Consider the following 18602-nt stretch of genomic DNA (forward strand, 5'->3'; position numbering starts at 1 on the left):
ATCAGTCTCGGTGTTCCTTGATCACGGCCACAATCAGCCGTCCCACGAAGTACAGCAGCAACAGCACAACGAACCAGGTGACGATGCTGTGCAGGCGCTTCGGATAGGTGTCTTCCTGAGCCAGTCGGGGGTACTCCACGATCAGCAGGTATTTGAGTTTCTTAAACGCTTCGGAACGGGCCAACTCAAGGCTGGTCAGGGCGGAGGCGTAGAGGTCAGCGGCCAGCTTGGTATTCAGCTCAATCGCTTTAAAGTCCGCGGAGAGTTGATTGAGTGACGGCTGTTCCGGGTTGGTGAGCTTGCGCTGCTCCTCAATCAACTGCTTACGCAGGGCGTCGAGTCGGAACTCCAGGGCGCGGATCTCGGCGGTGCCAGGCTGCATATAGGCCTGCAGGGATTTCAGCTCCGTCTCCTGGGCGATGATCTCCGCCTCCAGCTGGTGCACGGCGGTCAGCAGAGCGCCACTTTGGCTCTCCGGGCTCAGCAGTTGATGGGTATTCTGAAACGCCACCAGCTTGATCTGTTGTTCACTCAGCAACTGATGGGCCCGGTTGACCTCCTGCTCAGCGTATTTAAGCTGCTGATTAGCCATGTTCTCGCCGAGGTCATTGATGAACTGCTCACTGATGGCCAGCAGCTGGTTCGCGAGCTTCAATGAATACTCAGGGTCGTAGCTTTGCAGCTCCACCAGCAGGATCTCCGACAGCTCGTCGTATTTGACGGTGAGGCGCTTCTGGAAGTGCTCCAGGTACTCCTCCTGAGTGCTGTTGGCCGTCAGGCGGCTGAGAGCATCCCAGCGCGGGTCTTCGTAGTGGGTTTTCAGCCCCACCGCGTTATCCAGAGCTTCCGCCATCTCGGCAGAGCGGATGTACTCCTGAATGATCAGCGCGTCCCGGGTGGAGGGGGATGCGGCGCCAATGGCGGCCAGGCCAGGCAGGGCCAGCTCACTGTCGTTGGCCTGCTTCACCACAAACTGCACCTGGCTGGTGTAGCGCGGGGAGGCGATCACCGTGTAGTAGCTCACCACCAACAGTGAAGCCAGCAGTACCAGCACAAAGGACCCCAGTTTGGCCCAGGTCAGGTACAGGGTTTTGCGGGTGCCCAGGTAGGCTTTGGAGTCCACCAGGAATAGCTTGGGGTCACGTTTCAGCTTACGCAGCTTGCGCTGCATGGGAGAGAGCGAGGCCTTTGCCTTGTCGGTTTTCATGGTTTCAGGCTTTGCTGATGGGTTTGACATAGGTGTCCTGATAAAGGGTGATGGCGTCGTTCAGGTGTTCGAAGTAGTGAAGTTGTTGGTTTATTAGCACTAACCCAGACTGGCAGTATGTTTTGAGCTCTTTAAGCGAGTGGCTGACCATGATCAGCTTGGTGCGCTCAAATTTGCTTTGCAGTAAGGCTTCGCTCTTATTGCGGAAGTTGGCATCGCCAACGGCGCCAAGCTCATCGATCAGCAGCACATCGAAATCAAAATCAAAGGCCATGGTGAGGCCGAAGGTGATGCGGGAGCGCATGCCGCTGGAGTAGGACTTCACCGGCTCATCAAAGTACTTGCCGATCTCGGCAAACTCCTCAACTCGCCGCTCGATGGGTTTAGTGTCTTTGTAGCCGTGAATGCGGGCGACAAAGCGTACATTTTCGCGGGCGGTCATTGAGCCCTGGAGCCCCCCCTGCAGGCCGAGCGGCCAGGAGATGTTCTGGTCTGAACTGATCTGTCCCCGGTTGGGGATATCGGCGCCGCCCATCAGCCGTATCAGAGTGGATTTGCCAACACCGTTGGGGCCGAGAATCGCGATATTGCGGTCGGTGGGCAGTTCCAGATTCACATCCCGCAGTACGTAATGCCGACCGGATTTGGTGGGGTAGAACTTGCTGACGTTGTCAAAGCGGATCATGAGGTGATAAACCTCTGCTGACACACCCGAAAGGTCATCAACCCCAGAGTAAAACAGCTGAACGCCCAGAGTCCCAGGTACTCCCAACTGCCTACCGGGGTGGTGTAGGCGCTGAAGTAGGCGTCACGGCTGAGCTCAGTGACATGGAACAGGGGATTCCAGCTGAACAGGTACCAGTACTGCTGCGGAATCATGGTGGCGCAGAAGAATATGCCGGAGATAAAGAACATCGGCTGCATTACCATGGCCACCACTTTGCCGGTGTCTTTCCAGTAGGTGACGGCGCTGCACAGCATCAGTCCCAATCCCAGCGCCAACATCAGCACGAGCGCGCTGACCCCAAGGAGCGCCAGCAGATTTTCCGGTACGACGCTAAAGTTCAGCCAGGCCAGGGTCGCCATCAATAACAGGTACACCACCAAAAACGTCACGGTTTCAATAATGACGCGGCTGAGGATGGGGTCCGCTGCCGTTACCTGGCGGTAGCTCAGCAATCCTTTGTTGGCTTCGACGGCCGCAGTGAGTTGTGGCACCAGTTTGCTGAAAAACTTAAAGGGCAGAATGGCCACCAGCATAAACAAGGCGACAGGAACGCCAGAAATGCTATTGCGTCCTAGCAGAGTGAAGATAAGAACCATGATGCCGGCTTGAGCAATAGGCTCCGCCAAGGCCCAAAAGTAGCCCAGTCGGTTGGCGCCAAAGCGGGTTTTCAGTTCCCGGATGATGAGGGCAAACACCACATCACAGGTGATCTGCCAATGGCTGCGCTTGGGCGGGCGGATAAGAGTGTTGGTTGTGTTCATTCTCAAAGATAAAGCGAGCAGAGAGGATGCCTGCTGCGAAGTTGAGTGATTGTCTAGCGTGGGTGAGTGAACGCTATCTCCGCATGGCGCGGTTTTGATGGGGATTGCGCTTTTTGCAATCCTGCGTCTGGGCACGCTCCCGCCCTTAGGTGTCGCTCCCAAAGTGCGGAAAGGTCAGATTTTGTCTTAGCTGTCAGAAGATTGGCGCGCAATCTAGCATCTCTGTGCTAGCCTCACAATCGCGGGTGATTTTATTTTGTGATAAGGTTCCGCGTCAGCATCATTTTCTTGATTTGCCATACAAATATTGTTTTTCCACTGGCCAGATGTACAAATTTGGCTTTTTGCCATCACTTCTGTAGGAAATCGCCCATAAATGCCCATATCCAATGGCTTACGTCATCGCTGCAGATATGGACGCTGCGCGGCATGCTGCTAAATCACAGAAAAACAGTCATTTCTCTTGAGTGAGCGGGGAAGCCTGCGCATGAAAGTGGGAGAAAGGGAAGGTGAGTTTGGTAGTGCGACGAAATGCGTGGCATCTCGTGGCGAATCCTTGAAAAGGCTACGAACGTCAATCCTTTGACTCTTTCTTTCGGTAGGCGACATTAACAATCCCCCGTTCACACTGTCAAAAGGCAATCTGGTTACAGTTTGTGCGCTTTGATGTGAAGGTGGGATTGCCAACGGTCTGATTCGCTGAAATTTTGTCTGGAAATGTAGCTCTTAAACTTGAGAGGGGGCGGATGGGCAGAGCAACTGACTATTTAGTCGGGAGTGGATGTGGCTCGTTTTTCCTCGCATTTTTTGAATAATGATGTCATTTCCGCTCAATATGTATCCACTGGCTCAATCGTCAGGCACAAAAAAACCCGAGTCACAGGACTCGGGTTTTTGCATCTAAAGAGCCAGGCTCTTAGTTCATGCCGTACTTCTTCAGCTTCTTACGCAGGGTGCCGCGGTTGATGCCGAGGATGTTGGCGGCGCGGGTCTGGTTACCGCGGGTGTACTGCATGACGATGTCCAGCAGCGGTTGTTCCACTTCGCACAGCACCATTTCGTACACTTCGGAGGCTTCCTGACCGTCCAGTTGAGCAAAGTAGTTGCTTACGGCACGCTTCACGGAGTCGCGCAGTAACTGGGGCTTAACGGTACCGTTCGGGGTTTCGATCTGGCCTACGGTCAGCTGGTGCGCTTCAGAAAAGGAGTTCTGCTGGTCAAACATACTGTCTTTGCTCTGTCTCTTTACAATCAATGTTGTTCGAAGAAGCCGGCCAGGGCATCGCGCTGTGCACAGGCGCTGTCCAGGGCATTGAACTGTCGGCGCAGTTCCGGCTGCTGTTGGTTGTCCAGATACCAGCCCACATGTTTACGGGCGATGCGCATGCCGCGCTCGTCGCCGTAAAAAGCGTGCAGGTGTTCCAGATGTCCCGTCATCAGTTCCTTGCGTTCCTCCAGTGAAGGGGGCGCAAGGTGTTCTCCGGTGGCCAGGTAGTGCTGGATCTCACGGAAGATCCAGGGACGTCCCTGTGCCGGACGACCAATCATGAGCCCATCAACGCCGGTGTGGTCCAAGACGAACTTGGCTTTTTCCGGGCTGTCGATGTCGCCATTGGCGATCACCGGTATGGACACGGACCGCTTGATAGCAGCAATGGTGTCGTACTCTGCTTCGCCTTTATACATACATTGGCGTGTACGGCCATGTACGGCGAGTGCAGCGATACCACTTTGCTCGGCGATTTGAGCAATCTCAACGCCGTTGCGGTTATCCGGGTCCCAACCGGTGCGGATCTTGAGGGTCACCGGCACCTCCACCGCGTTTACCACGGCATGGAGGATTTGGCGCACCAGATCCGGGTGGCGCAGCAGGGCTGAGCCAGCCAGCTTCTTGTTAACTTTTTTGGCCGGGCAACCCATATTGATGTCGATGATCTGCGCGCCCCGTTCAACGTTGAACTGGGCGGCCTGAGCCATCAACTCGGGTTCGCAGCCGGCGATCTGGACGGAACGGATACCGCTCTCACTACTGTGGTCCATACGTGCCATGGATTTCTCCGTTGCCCACACCAAGGGGTTGGATGAGAGCATCTCTGACACGGCCAGACCGGCGCCTAAACGACGACACAGTTGGCGAAAGGGCAAATCCGTGACTCCGGCCATCGGGGCCACGATCAGCTGGTTGTCCAGGTGATAGGGTCCAATTTTCAAGGTCACTTTTCCGTCCCGCTCGTTTACGAGGGGGCGAATATTACTCCTTTTTTCCAGACCTGGGAAGGTTAGAAAATGAACGCGGCGCAAATTTTTTTGCTTGACAATGTTTCGGAAAACCGGGCTTTAATGGGGACGCGAACGTTAGCGGTCACTCACTTTCATGACTTTCCCTGGCTTGCCTAATTTTTGAGCCGAGTAAGGAATAATCGAATTGGCGTTTAGTCGATCCGCTTCTGGCCGTCGAGACGACACCAGTCGCCTTCGATTGCGGTCGGGTTCAGGTCGAACCATTGGCCGTAGATGGCACGCAGCTCTTCGGCCTGTTCCACCAGCAGGCCGGAGAGGGCCAATTGGCCGCCGGGCTTCACCAGGGCGCTGATCACCGGGGCCAGTTCACGCAGCGGGCCAGCCAGGATGTTGGCCACCACCACGTCGGCCTGTAGGTCGTCGGGCTGGTTCTTGGGCAGGTACACGGTCAGCTTCTCTTCGACGCCGTTACGCTGGGCGTTGTCGGCAGAAGCGGTCAGGGCCTGCGGGTCGATATCCAGGCCCACCACGCTTTGCGCGCCCAGTTTGATGGCGGCGATGGCCAGAATGCCGGAGCCACAACCGAAGTCGACCACGGACTTGTCGCCCAGCTCCAGGCCATCCAGCCAAGTCAGGCACAGGGCGGTGGTGGGGTGAGTGCCGGTACCAAAGGCCAGGCCCGGGTCCAGCATCACGTTGACGGCATCCGGCTCCGGCGCTTCACGCCAGGAGGGGCAGATCCAAAGGCGACGGCCAAACTGCATCGGGTGGAAGTTGTCCATCCACTCGCGCTCCCAGTCCTTGTCTTCCAGCGCTTCCACTTTGTAGGTCATCTGCTGGGCCAGTTCCGGCATCGCCTTCAGGGCGTCGATCACCGGCGCCATGTCGGTGACGGCGTCGAACAGGCCAATCACGTCGGTATCGCCCCACAGGCGGGTTTCGCCCGGCAGCGGTTCGAACACCGGGGTGTCCTGGGCATCGACAAAGGTGACGGAGGCCGCGCCCAGTTCCATCAGTTCGTCGCTGATGGTTTCGGCGGTTTCATTGGTGGCATTAAGGCGGATCTGGATCCAGGCCATAGGTCTCTCTGGAGTAAGGGGGGATTTGGAGGCGAATTGTAATGGCTTGGCCCGGTTTCGCCAGCGTTTCTTTTTTCAGCGGTCGAACCCCAATGGCCCAAATGCAGGCGCAAGTGGATGGTTCAATTTGATTCAAGTCACGGTCTGGATCACACCAAGCTCGGTATGTTAGGGGACATTTTCTTACTTTGTATACTGTATGGACACGCCCTTCGCTTCGCCGCGCCGTTTTGCCCTCTATCGACGCTGGTTGCAGGCCACCCTTGGCGGCATTCTGGCCCTTGAGTGCCTGCTCTCATTTCAATGGGGTTTTGGCCAGATCCTCGGCCCCAGACCGCTCAGTCCGATCCGTGATTGGATCCATGGCTGCCCGCAGGAGCACACGCTGTCTGAGTGGGCTGCCACCATTATCTTGCTCAGCTTATTCTTCCTGCATGGCTATCTGGCCATGACCCAGCCCTATGAAAAGCCGCCCCTGAAAGAGCGTCACGGCTTTGGCCGCAAGCCGGCAGTTTGCTGGGAAGCGGTGTATCACCACGTTCAGGTTGCCACCGGCATCCTGCTGGTGCCGCTCACCTTTATCTTCTGCTACACCCTGATGTTGTCACCGCCGGACCCGACCGTCGACGACTGGTACCATCGCATGACCTCACTGGGCAGTCGCCTGGCCTACGTGATGCTGATCCCGCTGTTGCTGCTGCATGCCACTCTGGGTCTTGCCCGCTTGGTGGTCCGCTGGCGCACCAGCAACCCGGAAGCGCCTTACCATGGCAGCCGAAAATGGGTATTGGGCTCCTACGCGGTACTGATCAGCTCGGCGCTGACCATCGCCGTGATCCGCGGTGTACCGGGCTTTAGCTTCTGAAGAAATTTCCCTGAGGTACGCGGGCGTGATGTGGATCTCACTCATTGGCCCGACCAATGTGATCTTGCTCTGAGTTTGATTCGAATCAAATCAAGCTCGCCCGCTGCCACCTATGTTGATCAGCTCTGACCCTACCCAGTCTTGAGCCGACTCAACATGTTTAAACTCTCTCCCTTTGGCCGGGGGCCCGCCATTATGGATGGGCTCCAGGGGCTTAGCGGCGCGCTTTTGGCGCTGTTTCTGCTGCTCCACCTGCACCTTGAGGCCAGCATTCTGATTGGCCCTGAGGCGTTTGATGCCGTGGCCTGGTTCCTCCATGCCGGTTGGGCTGACCCCGCCGGGCACGGTTATGCCGCCATGGTGGTGGCCGCCAGTCTGGTGATCCTGACTCTGTTGGCCCTGCACGTCTGGACCGCCCTGCGCCGTGTGCCGATCCAGTTCCGCCAGTGGCGGGCGCTGAGCCGCCACCTGCACTGGGTACATCACTCCGGCACCCGCTGGTGGCTGGTGCAGCTGGTGACGGGCATGGCACTGATGATCTTCCTGCCGGTGCACCTGATCACCATGATGACCCAACCCCACCAGATCAGCGTTGAGCTGTCGGCGTTGCGCATCGTCAATGAGGGCGGCTGGCTGCTCTATGGCGTGCTGCTGCCACTGGCGGTGTTGCACGGCGTGATTGGTCTGGCCCGTCTGGCACTGAAATGGTTGCCCAGCTTTACCGGTCGCCAGGGGCTGCGCCGCATCACCGCCGTGGTGGTGGTGTACCTGCTGGTGTTGGGGGGCGTCAGCCTCGCCGCCCACATCGACAATGGCCAGCGTCTGAACGACGGCCAATCCCTCTCCGTTCAATCGAGATAACCTGCATGAAAACCCGTTATACCGACGCGTTGGTGATAGGTGGTGGCCTGGCCGGCCTGCGTGTGGCCATCGCCTGCCGTGAGCAGGGCCTCGACACCACTGTGCTGTCCCTGATCCCCGCCAAACGCTCTCACTCTGCGGCCGCCCAGGGCGGCATGCAAGCCAGCCTGGGCAATAGCCTCAAAGGCGAGGGCGACAACGAAGATGTCCACTTCCACGACACCGTCAAAGGCTCCGACTGGGGCTGCGACCAGGATGTGGCCCGCATGTTTACCCACGTGGCCCCCAAAGCGGTGCGCGAAGCCGCCAACTGGGGTGTGCCCTGGACTCGTGTTACCGCCGGCCCCCGCCAGGTGGTGGTGAACGCGGAGAAGGTCACGCTGGATGAGCCCAAAGAGGCGCACGGCCTGATCAATGCCCGCGACTTCGGTGGCACCAAGAAGTGGCGCACCTGCTACACCTCTGACGGCACCGGCCACTCTCTGCTGTACGCCCTGGATAATCAGGCCATCGGCATGGGCATCGAAGTGCATGAGCGGATGGAAGCGGTCCGTCTTATCCATGACGGCGAGCGCTGTCACGGTGCCGTGGTGCGCTGCCTGGTTACCGGCGAGTTGATCGCCTACCTGGCCCGCACCACCACCATCGCCACCGGCGGTTATGGCCGGCTCTGGTCGGTCTCCACCAATGCCATCATCTGTGAAGGCACCGGTGCCGCCATTGCGCTGGAAACCGGCAAGGTGGCGCTGGGCAACCCGGAAGCGGTGCAGTTCCACCCCACTGCCATTGTGCCGGTGGGCATTCTCACCACCGAAGGCTGCCGTGGTGACGGGGGTCTGCTGCGTGACGTGGATGGCCACCGCTTTATGCCGGACTATGAGCCGGAGAAGAAAGAGCTGGCCTCCCGCGACGTGGTGTCCCGCCGCATGACCGAACACATGCGCAAGGGCAAGGGCGTGCCCAGCCCCTACGGTGATCACCTGTGGCTCGACATCACCCTGCTGGGCAAGGAGCACATTGAGAAGAACCTGCGTGAAGTGCAGGAGATCTGTCAGTACTTCCTCGGCATCGACCCGGTGAAGGAGTGGATCCCGGTCCGCCCGACCCAGCACTACTCCATGGGCGGTGTGCGCACCAATGCCCAGGGCGAGAGCGATGGCCTTAAGGGGCTGTACGCGGTGGGCGAAGCCGCCTGTTGGGACATGCACGGCTTTAACCGTCTTGGCGGTAACTCGCTGGCCGAAACCGTGGTGGCGGGGATGATCATTGGTGAATCGGTGGCGGTGGCCAGCAAGCAGACGCCGATGGGCGATCGCGACCTGGCGCAGCGCTTTGTGGAAGCCGAACAAGCCGAGATTGATGCCCTGCTGGCGCGGGAGATTGGGGAGGACGTCTACGTTCTGCGCCGCGATATGGAAGCGCTGATGATGGACAAGGTGGGCATCTTCCGTACCGGCGCCGAGCTGGACAAGGCGGTCTCCGAGCTGACCAGCCTGCTGGAGCGCAGCGCCAATATCGCCCTGCTGAACAAGCGCCGTCACAGCAACCCGGAGTTGGTGGAAGCGCTGAAAGTGCCGCGCATGCTCAAGCTGGCCCTGTGCATCGCCACTGCGGCGGCAGCCCGAACCGAGAGCCGCGGCGCCCACGCCCGGGAAGATTACCCGCAGCGTAATGACCGTGACTGGCTGAAGCGGACTCTGGTGCGCTGGCCTGAAGGCCAGGCGGCGCCGCAACTGAGCTACGAAACCCTGGATGTGATGGCGATGGAGCTGCCACCGGGGTATCGCGGCTACGGCGTCGACAATGCCATTGCCCACCCGGATACCGAACGCCGCGAGGCGGAGATCGCCCAGTGGGATGCGGCCAACCCGGACGCCGACCGTTTCCAACGTCAGCAGGCGCTGATGCCCTATGACCTGCCGAAGCCCTACCGGGCCCGTAACCAGCGCCGCACAGGAGAAGATTGATGAGCGCCCGTACCCTGATCTTTGAGATCTTCCGATTTGATCCCCAGCTGCCGGGCGATAAGCCGCGCACCGAGCGGTTTGAGCTGGAGGAAACCCCGGGCATGACGGTGTTTATCGCCCTCAACCGCCTGCGGGAAGAGCAGGACCGCTCGCTGCAGTTCGACTTTGTCTGCCGCGCCGGCATCTGTGGCAGTTGCGCCATGGTGATCAACGGCAAACCGACCCTGGCTTGCCGCACCCTGACCAGCACCTTCAGCAGCCCCATCATTACTCTGATGCCGCTGCCGGGCTTTGAGCTGATTGGCGACCTGTCGGTGAACACCGGCAAGTTTATGCGTGCGCTGTCTGAGCGGGTGGGTGCCTGGCTGCACCCGACCGACGCCAAGCCCTGCATCAATGCGCTGGAAGCACCGATGGACCCGGCGGAAGCCGAAGCGATCTACGAGGCGGACCGTTGCGTGGAATGCGGCTGTTGCGTGGCCGGTTGTGCCACTGCGCAGATGCGGGAAACCTTTATCGCCGCGGTGGGATTCAACAAGGTGGCGCGTTTTGCACTGGACAGTCGCGATGCGCGCAAACCGGATGATTTCTACCACATCATCGGCGATGAAGACGGCGTGTTCGGTTGCATGACCCTGCTGGGTTGTCACGACAACTGTCCGAAAGACCTCAACCACCAGGCCCAGATCGCCTACCTGCGCCGCCAGTTGCTGCGCGGCTCCCGCATCCTCTAAGCCGACCCGGCCAGCCCCTGCCAATGTCCGTGTTGCACGGCAGCGGCAGGGGCTTCTCCCTCGCTCTGCTCAATGTCGCCCTGCAAGGGGCAGAACTGCCATTGGCAATCCAGTCGCGAATTCAGGTTGGTGGTTCGGACGATTTCGCCGATCGCCACCGCATGGATCTGGTGCCCCTGCCGCCGTGCTTCATCAATCCGCTGCAGCAGCGGCTGCGGCAGGTCCAGCAGCACCATATCGGACAGCAGCACCACGTCGGCCAGCTCGTAGTCCGGGCGGGACAGGGTGTTGAGGGCCGCCTCCAGCGCCAGCGCCACATCGGTGCCGCCATGAAAACTGAGCTGCAAAAAGCCCAACAGTCCCTCGCTGTGCTGAGTGAGGTCACGCTCGGCCAACTCGGTGGCGAAGTTGATCAGGTGCACCGGCCGGTGGTGGCTGCGGGCGGTGGCGCTCAGGCACAGGGCAATGGCCTTGGCGGCGCTTTCCGGGGTGCCCTGCATCGACAGGCTGGTGTCCACCGCGATCACCAGTGGGCCCCGGGCCCGTTCGGTTTCGCTGGGTTCCAGCCGGGTCTCCTGGCGCCATTGCAGCTCGCGTTGCCAGCCCCGGCGCTGATAGGCCAACAGGCGCGCTTCGAGGTATTTCAGTTCAAACAGGCTGGCCAGTTCGGGGTCACCGAGCTGGGCCCATTCGCTGGGCAGCAGCTGGGGCAGGTCGCGCCCCGGCAGCAGGCCAAACAGGCTTTCCGGCGCGGGCGCGTTGGCCTGCAAAGGCCAGTGGGCGACCCGCCGGGTGATGGGGTGCCACTCGGTCTGGCTTTGTGGCTGGCGGTGGCGACCGATGCGTTCACACAGGTCCAGAATGCCGGGGTTACCGCGCAGATAGTCGGCCCAACGGTTCAGCTCCGCCGCGGTTTGCTGCAGGGCATCGCTGTCGGCGAGGTCAACCAGCACTCCGGGGTCCAGCCCCAGCCCGCGGAAACGCTGTTGCAGTGCCAGCAGGGTATCGAGCCAGGCCTGAAGTCGGGCCAGGTAGTCCCGGCGCAGCACACTGAGGCGATTGAGCTGCCACTGGGCCTGGGCCTGCTCCAGCGCCCGGCGTTGCTGTTGCAGCAGCAGCCGTGCGAGGGGGAGAAGGCGCTCCGGTTGTTGCTTCAGCTGGCTCCGTTGCTGCTGCCAGAAGGGGCGGTTGGCGGGCACACCGCAGCGGGCCATCAGCGCGTCATGTTCCTCCAGCCAGGTCGCCAGCCGGGCCGGGGTGACGCCCTGCTCGGCCAGCTGCTGTTCCCGGCTCAGGCACTGAGACAGCTCAGGCTGGTAGGGGCACTCATTGGCCAGAGTGGCGCGGGCCTCACGATCCAGCTGGGCCAGGGTGTCGGTCAGTCGGGCCTGCAGGGCGGGGGACTGGGCCAGCAGGGAATCCAGCCCCTGCAGTTGTGGGGTCAGGTCGAGCATGGCACGTCATTCGCGAGGCTGATCAGCGCATCGCAGCGCAACTGGGACAGCGCCAGATCCTCAATGCCATTGGCCCAGCCGTTGGCCATCTGTGCCAGCGCCTCGGCCCGCACGAACAGCGGCTCCGGTTGCTGTTGCAGCTGGCCCAGCAGCGACTCAGCTTCGGCTTTGAGTTGGTCCAGCCCCTGTCGCAGCTGGGCCAGAGCCGTTTGGGCTTCGGCCAGTTTGTCGGGGTCGATGTGGGCGCGGCGTTCCCCTTTGCGCTGCTTGAGTGGGGGAGAGAACGGTTCGACTTCGTAGGCGCTGTGGTCGAAGCGGCCCAGCTCGTCATAGCGAATGGTGAGGATGCCGTTGTCGCGGAACTGGCACTGCACGTTTTCACGCTGGTGGCCGAGGGGGTCAAAGGGGTGGAACGGGGCGCGGCTGGTCATTTGGGACTGGTGCACAAAGAAATCAAAGTGCACCGGCTCGGCGCGGCGATGGATATGCACCGCCTGACGTTTGACATAGAAGTAGCCTCCCCGCTCCTGGCGCTGTTCACCCTGGTTGGCAAAGAAGAACTGTTGGGGGAAGAACTCCACCGTGTCGTACGCGTCCTCCTGATAAAACAGCTGCTCATGCAGTCGCGATTCCCACCACTCCAGCTCGTTCAGCAGCGGCTCGCTGTTCAGCGGCAGCCGGGCCAGTTCATCGGCCACCAGTGCGGCCACGGTGGCCTGTTGCTCTGGCCGGTGCCAGAGCACATGGGTCAGCAGCAACAGGTCGCTGGGTTGGGTGTGGTGTCGCTGTTCAAAGTAGGCGGCGGCTTTGAGCAGCCCGGCGGCCCACTGCCAGCGACGATCCGACAGGTAGAGATCCGGCAGTTGCCGGGCCAGAGCGGAGCGCAGGCGGGCGATGGCCAGCAGGGTTTGCTGGTCAAGCCTGACGGCGGCCATCTCACGGTGCCACTGTTGCCAGGTGGCGGTATCGATGGGCTGGCTTACCTGCACCGGCGGATTGGCGCTTCCCTGCAGCAGGGCACTGAAGTTGTCCCAGTCCTGAGTCGGCGCGGCGATAAGGCGCACCAGCAGGCGGTCATACAGTGCGTCCAGGCCGGCTTCCACCTCGGGGATCTCATTGGCAGCGGTGATCAGCCCTTTGAGGGGCACCGGCAGCAGCTGGTCACCATTGCGGAACTGGCGCTCGTTGATCAGGGTCAGCAGGGTGTTGAGGATGGCGGGGCTGGCTTTGAAGATCTCGTCGAGAAAGGCGAGATCGGCCCGGGGCAGGTAACCCTCAGTCTGGCGCTCGTAGCGGTCCGCTTTGAGGGCGCTGAGGGCCACCGGACCAAACACCTCATCCGGGGTGCTGAAGCGGTTCATCAGGCATTCAAAGTAGGCGCTGTCGGCAAAGGCCGCTGCCACCCGTCGGGCCAGCAAACTTTTGCCGGTGCCCGGGGGGCCGAACAGAAAGGTGTGATGGCCGGACAGGGTGGCCAGCAGGGTCAGGGCCAGAGCATCGTCCCGCTCATACAACCCCGGTTTGAGCTCGTTCAGCAGCGTTTGCAGGCGCTGGCGTCGTGATGTCATGGCTGTTTCTCCGGATCAGGTTGCGGATACACCACGCAGTGACGGCACGGCGCTTTGGCGTAGCCGAGGGTGAACTTGCAGCGTGGGCAGGGGCGTGGCCCTTGTTCAGGAGGGGGCGGGGAAGCCACCGTGTGCGTTTTGCGCCGGTGCCACAGCCACGCCAGACCCCCGACCAATCCAACCATCATCACCGTTTCGAGCACGCTGCAGCTCCTCTCGATATTGAGCAACTAGCATACGGATAAGCCTAGCGGTGCTGCCGTGATCCAAGTGGGATGTTAGGCCCAGCGTTGAATATGGGAATATCGATATAGCCAAAGGGTATACATGCAATTCCATTACATAAATTTATCTAAAATAATCATGTGGTTAATGGCTGTTGTGGTGAACTTGAGGCCAAGAGGACGTTCGGCTCTGACACAAAACATCGCAACGTTAACGGCTTGTTACAAAAGCAAAAAACACCAATATGATTAGGTGGTTAGACCTGATTGGTACAACCGATTGGCTTTTGCTTAAGCCTGCCGGTGCCGCTAGCTTGAGGCTCAGCGGTCAGATTGTCGGCCAATAAGGCTGGACTGCTCATCGCACAACAATGACAAGTCATCAGGAGTGACAATGAGCATGAAACACCCGAGTTTGGTGCTGGCAGGCATCGCAGCCGCGATGTGTGTCGGTCCTACCGCAGTGGCAGCCGAAGAGGCCCGCTACATCGTGAAATATCAGCAGGGCAAGGGACAGGCGGTCCGGGCCCAGATGCAGGCCAGCAAAGGCAAAATGAAGCTGGACCTGCCCGGTCGCGGCGCAATGGCTGTGATGCTGTCCCCCGCCGCGTTGAAGGCGATGCAGAATCACCCCAACGTTGAATACGTCGAAGAGGACGTAAAGCGCTACCTGCTGGCGGAACAGGTGCCCTATGGCATCCCGATGGTGCAGGCAGACCAGCTGAGCGATGCCGCGGCGGGTAACACCAAAGTGTGCATTATCGATTCTGGCTATGACGGTGGCCATGAAGACCTCTACCAGGGGGCGGTGGTTAATGGCACCAATGATCCGGGCACCGGCAGCTGGAACACCGATGAAAACGGCCATGGTACCCATGTGGCAGGCACCATTGCCGGCATCGGCAATAACGGTACTGGCGTGATTGGCGTGCTGCCCAGCGGCAACCTGAACCTCCATATCATCAAGGTGTTTGGCGCGGATGGCTGGGCCTATTCCTCTGGTCTGGTGGCGGCTCTGGATGCCTGTAAGGCGGCCAAAGGCTCGGAGAACATGGTGATCAACATGAGCCTGGGTGGCGATCGTAAGAGTCGCACCGAAGAGCGCGCCTTTGCGCAGGCCGACAGTGAGGGGATCCTCAGCATCGCGGCCGCGGGCAATGACGGCAACACCCGTCACTCCTATCCGGCGTCTTACAGCTCCGTGGTCTCTGTGGCCGCGATCGACAGCGCCAAAGTGGTGGCCGATTTCTCCCAGCAAACCGATCAGGTTGAGATGGCGGGCCCGGGTGTGGGCGTACTCTCCACCGTGCCCATGGGCAGCGCCAGCATTGCGGCTCTGACCGTGGCGGGTGGTGATGTGGATGCGGCGGGCATGGAGGGTTCCCCTCAGGGCAGCGCAACCGGTCAACTGGTGGACTGTGGTACCGGTGAAGCGGCCTGTACCGCGGCGGCTGGCAATATCTGCCTGATCGCCCGCGGTAACATCTCTTTCTCCGACAAGGTACTGGCCTGTGAGGCGGGCGGCGGTGTGGGTGCCATCATCTACAACAACGAGCCGGGCCAGCTGTATGGCACGCTCGGTGGTGTGGCAACCACCATCCCCTCCGTGGGCATCAGCGACACCGATGGGGCTGCACTGATGGGCCAACAGGGCGCCAGTGCCACCATTGATGTGACGGCGGATCACTACGCCTACTTCAACGGCACCTCCATGGCCACGCCGCACGTGGTTGGGGTTGCCGCACTGGTGTGGAGCAACAACGAGACCTGCAGCAACGCGGAAGTGCGCGCAGCACTGAATGCGACCGCGGAAGACCTTGGCGCTGCCGGGCGTGATAACGCTTATGGCCACGGCCTGGTTCAGGCCAAAGCGGCCAGCGATTACCTGGCCACCAATGGCTGCGGCGGTGGCGACACCGGCGGCGGTGGTGGCGGTGGCGGCAATGGCGGCGGCAAGCCGAATAAGGGCCCCAAGCGCTAATACCAGTACGAAAAAGCCCCGGCTAAGGCCGGGGCTTTTTTATGGCGTTAACGCAGGGATTAACCCTCAGCGTCGAGCTTCTTCTCCAGAAAATTGGTCGTTTTGGCTGTGAGCCTTGGTATACCGCACTTGTAGGCTTGTTATCCTTTAGCTCTGGATGGCTGGGTAACATACCAGGTAACTCAAAACCAATTTTGACTGCGTTGAAGTCGTCACACGCACTTCTGGGACTGCTGGTGAGAAGCTATCAATTCCCTAGAAGGGGTAGGGGGGTCAAAACTTCGGGTGACTCCGAGTTGACCGCACCCCCTAACGCAATATTCTCACCCGCAAATTAGAAAGTTTTTTTTCAACGCGCCAATAGGGGAGCTTGCTCTCTAATCTTCACGTTTATCCGCTCTTTGATCTCTTCGTAGATTTCTACATCTTCCCCTTCTGCCACTTCGAGCGTAATTGCCAAGCCATACTTCACGGGTTCGGCAGTAGAGGTAGCGTCATCTTTACAGTTTACCTTTACTGTAAGCTCGCTTTGGCCTGCTAGTACGCTGATGTCTTCGCCCTCGAAAACTTCGTGATGAAGCGTGCCACGGCGAACTTGTAGCCAATCATATGTACGTTCTGTAGCAAACTCTCTGTTCTCTCCTTCAAGGGTTGCCCATAGAGCACTACCTCTGTACTTGATGTTTCTCGGGCTAGGTTTGGCAAACCATGCAAGTGTCACTGTCAGTTTTCGCCACAGCTCAACCCCACCAAGCTCTATAGGTATGGGGAGCTGGTACTCGTGGGCTTCACCACCAACCAAGCCGCCAAACCCGAGTACTGTCGCCCGATTGTCGAGGCAATAGATCGATTTAGATACATCTGGTTTTCCATACCCAATGTGCTGAGATACCAGAGATTTGAGCTTTGTTCTATTGGCCTCAGGAAACGCTTCAGAAATATGACCATAAATATCACCCCACCCAGCGCCATGAGCGACTAAAGCCTTAATCAGGACTGGGGCAAACTGTTCGAAGCTTCCCTGTCTATTATGTTCTTCGAAGAGCAACTCCAGCGCATCACAGACTTGAGCGCAACTTCTGGTCGCAATGGCATTCGCATTACTAGTGCCTCTGCTATACACAGTCTTGCAGAGCGACCCCCCATCGTGCGGGAAAGGAACCATCAATCCGGGTGCTGAACGGCTACCCCAAAGTCCACGCAAAGTAGCGTCACCCAACCCAATTGGCTCGTCATGGATAACTCTACCACCTGGTAACATCAGGTCTGGCTTTATTGATCTGCGGTAGCCATTTCCGTGAGCAGAGTACAAAGCTGGCATTTCATTTGTGTAAAGCTCGAGCTTCCCAGCAAGTAAGTTAACTTCCGAGGCATCTGCATGCGTGGCGCCAATCGTCAGAGCATTAATAGATTCAGCTGGAGAGAGTAATTTGCGGTTCCTGGTATCCAACTGCGCCGCGCGAAATGCTTCAATATGCTGCTGTTCTTCGGATAAATCTCGGAACGCACGTGATTCCATGTCTAGGCGAAGAGCTTGTGAATGGTTACCGGCACTGACACAGAAAAGTACATTGTACTCCTCACTCAGCCAGTCAACTAAACGAGCTAAAGGACTCATCGTTCCATTGAAGTGAAGGTTAGGATCACCAATAGATAGATTTATTACCTTGACGGTTGGGGCGACAGGTTCTTCCTCGCCTTCTCCCTCGAACATTCGCTTCACAGCACGATGTATCAAGTCGACGGGGAGGTAATCTGCGGGGAGGGTTTCTACGCCCCCCAAAGTCCTTTGGTCTGGCTTTAGTATTGGCCTCACATACAGGGGGGAAGAGAGTGGGGCCCCAGCTTCACGAAGGTCTCCGTTGACGATTAGCGAAGCCATAGCGGTCCCATGTAGGCGCTGATTGGCTTGGTAGGAGTCTTCAAATGACTCAGGGTCATCAATGCGAAGCTTACCTTCAAGGTAAACATGGTTCGCCAAAGGTAGCCCGTCCAACAAAGCAACCCTAGGAGTATCTCGCATTGCATCGGATGCCGGTGCCTCAATGTTCAGTTCTTCGGGCTCAACTTCATCTCCGCCAATCGTACACATTTGCCCGATGGGACGGAAAAGCATTACCTCGTCGCTCTTCACTAAGGTTACATCTGCGTCATCAAGTATTCTTTCAACGTGGATAGCTGGCAACTCAACAAGCAGAGAGTGATAAGCAATTCCTTCAATGCAGCAATTAGAAACAACTTGTCCCCCCAATTGATTTACTTGGGACTCAATTCTTGCTTGGCTGTCAGCCCTTTTATATACGTCCGCTCTGAACCAAAGCTCAGCTTCGAACCTTACTGGCTGATCTGGCGCATACTCTAGCTCTTCCTGCCAGTACTCTATTACTCCAGTATCGTGCAATCGGTCTTCGACACTCCAGTATCTAATATCCTTTAGTGTATCGAAAACATCTCTAAACTTTGCCCAACCTCGAGCAAATTGCATTGTTGGATCATTGCCGTAGCCCTTCCATAAGCTAAGTAACTCATCGATGGCTCGTCTGTCAGAAAGAACCAGCATTGTCCTTCCAGACATAGGCTTTTCTGCGTTTCTTTCATCTTGGAAGTCGTCGTTTGGTTCAAGTCCCTCTAACTCGTTTTCACCTAACCATTCAAGTCCAGGGATTCTTTGGATAGCTCTGAAAAACTCACTAACATGGCCATATGTCTCAATTACAACCGTATACTCTGGCTCAATTCCAGGAGCAGTATTGGCAATTTCTAATCTTCTTGCTGAAAGTGCCTGCTCTAATCTTGTGAATTGTGGTCCTAGCCTCTGGTATTGCTGGGTAACGGATGGAGTTCTTATGCTTCCTCCGCCTCGGGGACGACCACTTGGGTCTGCAGATTCTGGGCGCGGAAGCAGTATCAGAGGAAGACGACTCATTAAACAA

Annotated in this window: 14 protein-coding genes; 5 read left to right on the forward strand and 9 right to left on the reverse strand. The window is 58.5% G+C overall.

Features of this window, described 5'->3' with window-relative positions; genetic code table 11:
- Window position 1: 1 nt before the first annotated feature.
- The 6 genes from FBAL_RS02340 to prmA all read right to left on the reverse strand — a co-directional run bounded on the left by FBAL_RS02340 (window position 2) and on the right by prmA (window position 6015).
- Window positions 2–1207 carry a KpsE/RkpR family capsule polysaccharide export protein gene (locus FBAL_RS02340; RefSeq protein ID WP_041251144.1) on the reverse strand — a complete coding sequence of 402 codons (1206 nt, stop codon included), beginning with the start codon at window positions 1205–1207 and terminating at the stop codon, window positions 2–4.
- Window positions 1208–1211: 4 nt separating this feature from the next.
- Window positions 1212–1892: an ABC transporter ATP-binding protein gene (locus tag FBAL_RS02345; RefSeq protein WP_013343970.1), complete on the reverse strand. Its 681-nt coding sequence runs from the start codon at window positions 1890–1892 to the stop codon at window positions 1212–1214.
- Complete coding sequence (locus FBAL_RS02350; protein ID WP_013343971.1) at window positions 1889–2695, reverse strand: ABC transporter permease; 807 nt, start codon at window positions 2693–2695, stop codon at window positions 1889–1891. The genes FBAL_RS02345 and FBAL_RS02350 overlap by 4 nt, the downstream gene beginning before the upstream one ends.
- 916 nt (window positions 2696–3611) lie before the next feature.
- Entirely contained in the window at window positions 3612–3920 is a 309-nt protein-coding gene (gene fis / locus FBAL_RS02355) for a DNA-binding transcriptional regulator Fis (RefSeq protein ID WP_013343972.1), read from the reverse strand.
- A gap of 26 nt (window positions 3921–3946) precedes the next feature.
- On the reverse strand, window positions 3947–4906 hold the full coding sequence (gene dusB / locus FBAL_RS02360) for a tRNA dihydrouridine synthase DusB (RefSeq protein ID WP_041251145.1): 960 nt from the start codon (window positions 4904–4906) through the stop codon (window positions 3947–3949).
- Window positions 4907–5127: 221 nt separating this feature from the next.
- Window positions 5128–6015 (reverse strand): 50S ribosomal protein L11 methyltransferase, encoded by an 888-nt coding sequence (gene prmA / locus FBAL_RS02365; RefSeq protein WP_013343974.1) that lies wholly within the window; start codon window positions 6013–6015, stop codon window positions 5128–5130.
- A gap of 199 nt (window positions 6016–6214) precedes the next feature.
- Here prmA and FBAL_RS02370 point away from each other — a divergent pair, with 199 nt between their 5' ends.
- The 4 genes from FBAL_RS02370 to FBAL_RS02385 all read left to right on the forward strand — a co-directional run bounded on the left by FBAL_RS02370 (window position 6215) and on the right by FBAL_RS02385 (window position 10442).
- Window positions 6215–6880, forward strand: coding sequence for a hypothetical protein (locus tag FBAL_RS02370; protein WP_013343975.1), 666 nt, complete (start codon window positions 6215–6217; stop codon window positions 6878–6880).
- A 156-nt stretch (window positions 6881–7036) separates the two neighbouring features.
- Complete coding sequence (locus FBAL_RS02375) at window positions 7037–7741, forward strand: succinate dehydrogenase/fumarate reductase transmembrane subunit (protein ID WP_013343976.1); 705 nt, start codon at window positions 7037–7039, stop codon at window positions 7739–7741.
- A gap of 5 nt (window positions 7742–7746) precedes the next feature.
- Window positions 7747–9708, forward strand: coding sequence for a fumarate reductase flavoprotein subunit (locus FBAL_RS02380; RefSeq protein WP_013343977.1), 1962 nt, complete (start codon window positions 7747–7749; stop codon window positions 9706–9708).
- Entirely contained in the window at window positions 9708–10442 is a 735-nt protein-coding gene (locus tag FBAL_RS02385; protein WP_013343978.1) for a fumarate reductase iron-sulfur subunit, read from the forward strand. The genes FBAL_RS02380 and FBAL_RS02385 overlap by 1 nt, the downstream gene beginning before the upstream one ends.
- Here FBAL_RS02385 and FBAL_RS02390 read toward each other — a convergent pair.
- Together FBAL_RS02390 and FBAL_RS02395 are read right to left on the reverse strand one after the other, a co-directional pair.
- Window positions 10439–11896, reverse strand: coding sequence for a VWA domain-containing protein (locus FBAL_RS02390; protein WP_013343979.1), 1458 nt, complete (start codon window positions 11894–11896; stop codon window positions 10439–10441). The two genes, FBAL_RS02385 and FBAL_RS02390, sit on opposite strands and share 4 nt — an antisense overlap.
- The gene (locus tag FBAL_RS02395; protein WP_013343980.1) at window positions 11884–13464 is read right to left on the reverse strand and encodes an AAA family ATPase; all 1581 of its coding nucleotides are present in this window, start codon (window positions 13462–13464) and stop codon (window positions 11884–11886) included. The genes FBAL_RS02390 and FBAL_RS02395 overlap by 13 nt, the downstream gene beginning before the upstream one ends.
- Before the next feature lie 618 nt (window positions 13465–14082).
- Between FBAL_RS02395 and FBAL_RS20685 the strand changes: the two genes are divergently transcribed.
- Entirely contained in the window at window positions 14083–15669 is a 1587-nt protein-coding gene (locus FBAL_RS20685; protein ID WP_013343981.1) for a S8 family serine peptidase, read from the forward strand.
- Between the two features lie 349 nt (window positions 15670–16018).
- Here FBAL_RS20685 and FBAL_RS02405 read toward each other — a convergent pair whose 3' ends face one another.
- Window positions 16019–18595 (reverse strand): S8 family peptidase, encoded by a 2577-nt coding sequence (locus FBAL_RS02405; protein ID WP_013343982.1) that lies wholly within the window; start codon window positions 18593–18595, stop codon window positions 16019–16021.
- Window positions 18596–18602: the final 7 nt, after the last annotated feature.

The organism is Ferrimonas balearica DSM 9799 (assembly GCF_000148645.1).
Taxonomy (GTDB): domain Bacteria; phylum Pseudomonadota; class Gammaproteobacteria; order Enterobacterales; family Shewanellaceae; genus Ferrimonas; species Ferrimonas balearica.

Bases quoted from the DNA above. Each gene is read 5' to 3' on its own strand.
- FBAL_RS02340 (WP_041251144.1), bottom strand. From the start codon at position 1,207: ATGAAAACCGACAAGGCAAAGGCCTCGCTCTCTCCCATGCAGCGCAAG.
- FBAL_RS02345 (WP_013343970.1), bottom strand. From the start codon at position 1,892: ATGATCCGCTTTGACAACGTCAGCAAGTTCTACCCCACCAAATCCGGT.
- FBAL_RS02350 (WP_013343971.1), bottom strand. From the start codon at position 2,695: ATGAACACAACCAACACTCTTATCCGCCCGCCCAAGCGCAGCCATTGG.
- fis (WP_013343972.1), bottom strand. From the start codon at position 3,920: ATGTTTGACCAGCAGAACTCCTTTTCTGAAGCGCACCAGCTGACCGTA.
- prmA (WP_013343974.1), bottom strand. From the start codon at position 6,015: ATGGCCTGGATCCAGATCCGCCTTAATGCCACCAATGAAACCGCCGAA.
- FBAL_RS02370 (WP_013343975.1), top strand. From the start codon at position 6,215: ATGGACACGCCCTTCGCTTCGCCGCGCCGTTTTGCCCTCTATCGACGC.
- FBAL_RS02375 (WP_013343976.1), top strand. From the start codon at position 7,037: ATGTTTAAACTCTCTCCCTTTGGCCGGGGGCCCGCCATTATGGATGGG.
- FBAL_RS02380 (WP_013343977.1), top strand. From the start codon at position 7,747: ATGAAAACCCGTTATACCGACGCGTTGGTGATAGGTGGTGGCCTGGCC.
- FBAL_RS02385 (WP_013343978.1), top strand. From the start codon at position 9,708: ATGAGCGCCCGTACCCTGATCTTTGAGATCTTCCGATTTGATCCCCAG.
- FBAL_RS02390 (WP_013343979.1), bottom strand. From the start codon at position 11,896: ATGCTCGACCTGACCCCACAACTGCAGGGGCTGGATTCCCTGCTGGCC.
- FBAL_RS02395 (WP_013343980.1), bottom strand. From the start codon at position 13,464: ATGACATCACGACGCCAGCGCCTGCAAACGCTGCTGAACGAGCTCAAA.
- FBAL_RS20685 (WP_013343981.1), top strand. From the start codon at position 14,083: ATGAGCATGAAACACCCGAGTTTGGTGCTGGCAGGCATCGCAGCCGCG.
- FBAL_RS02405 (WP_013343982.1), bottom strand. From the start codon at position 18,595: ATGAGTCGTCTTCCTCTGATACTGCTTCCGCGCCCAGAATCTGCAGAC.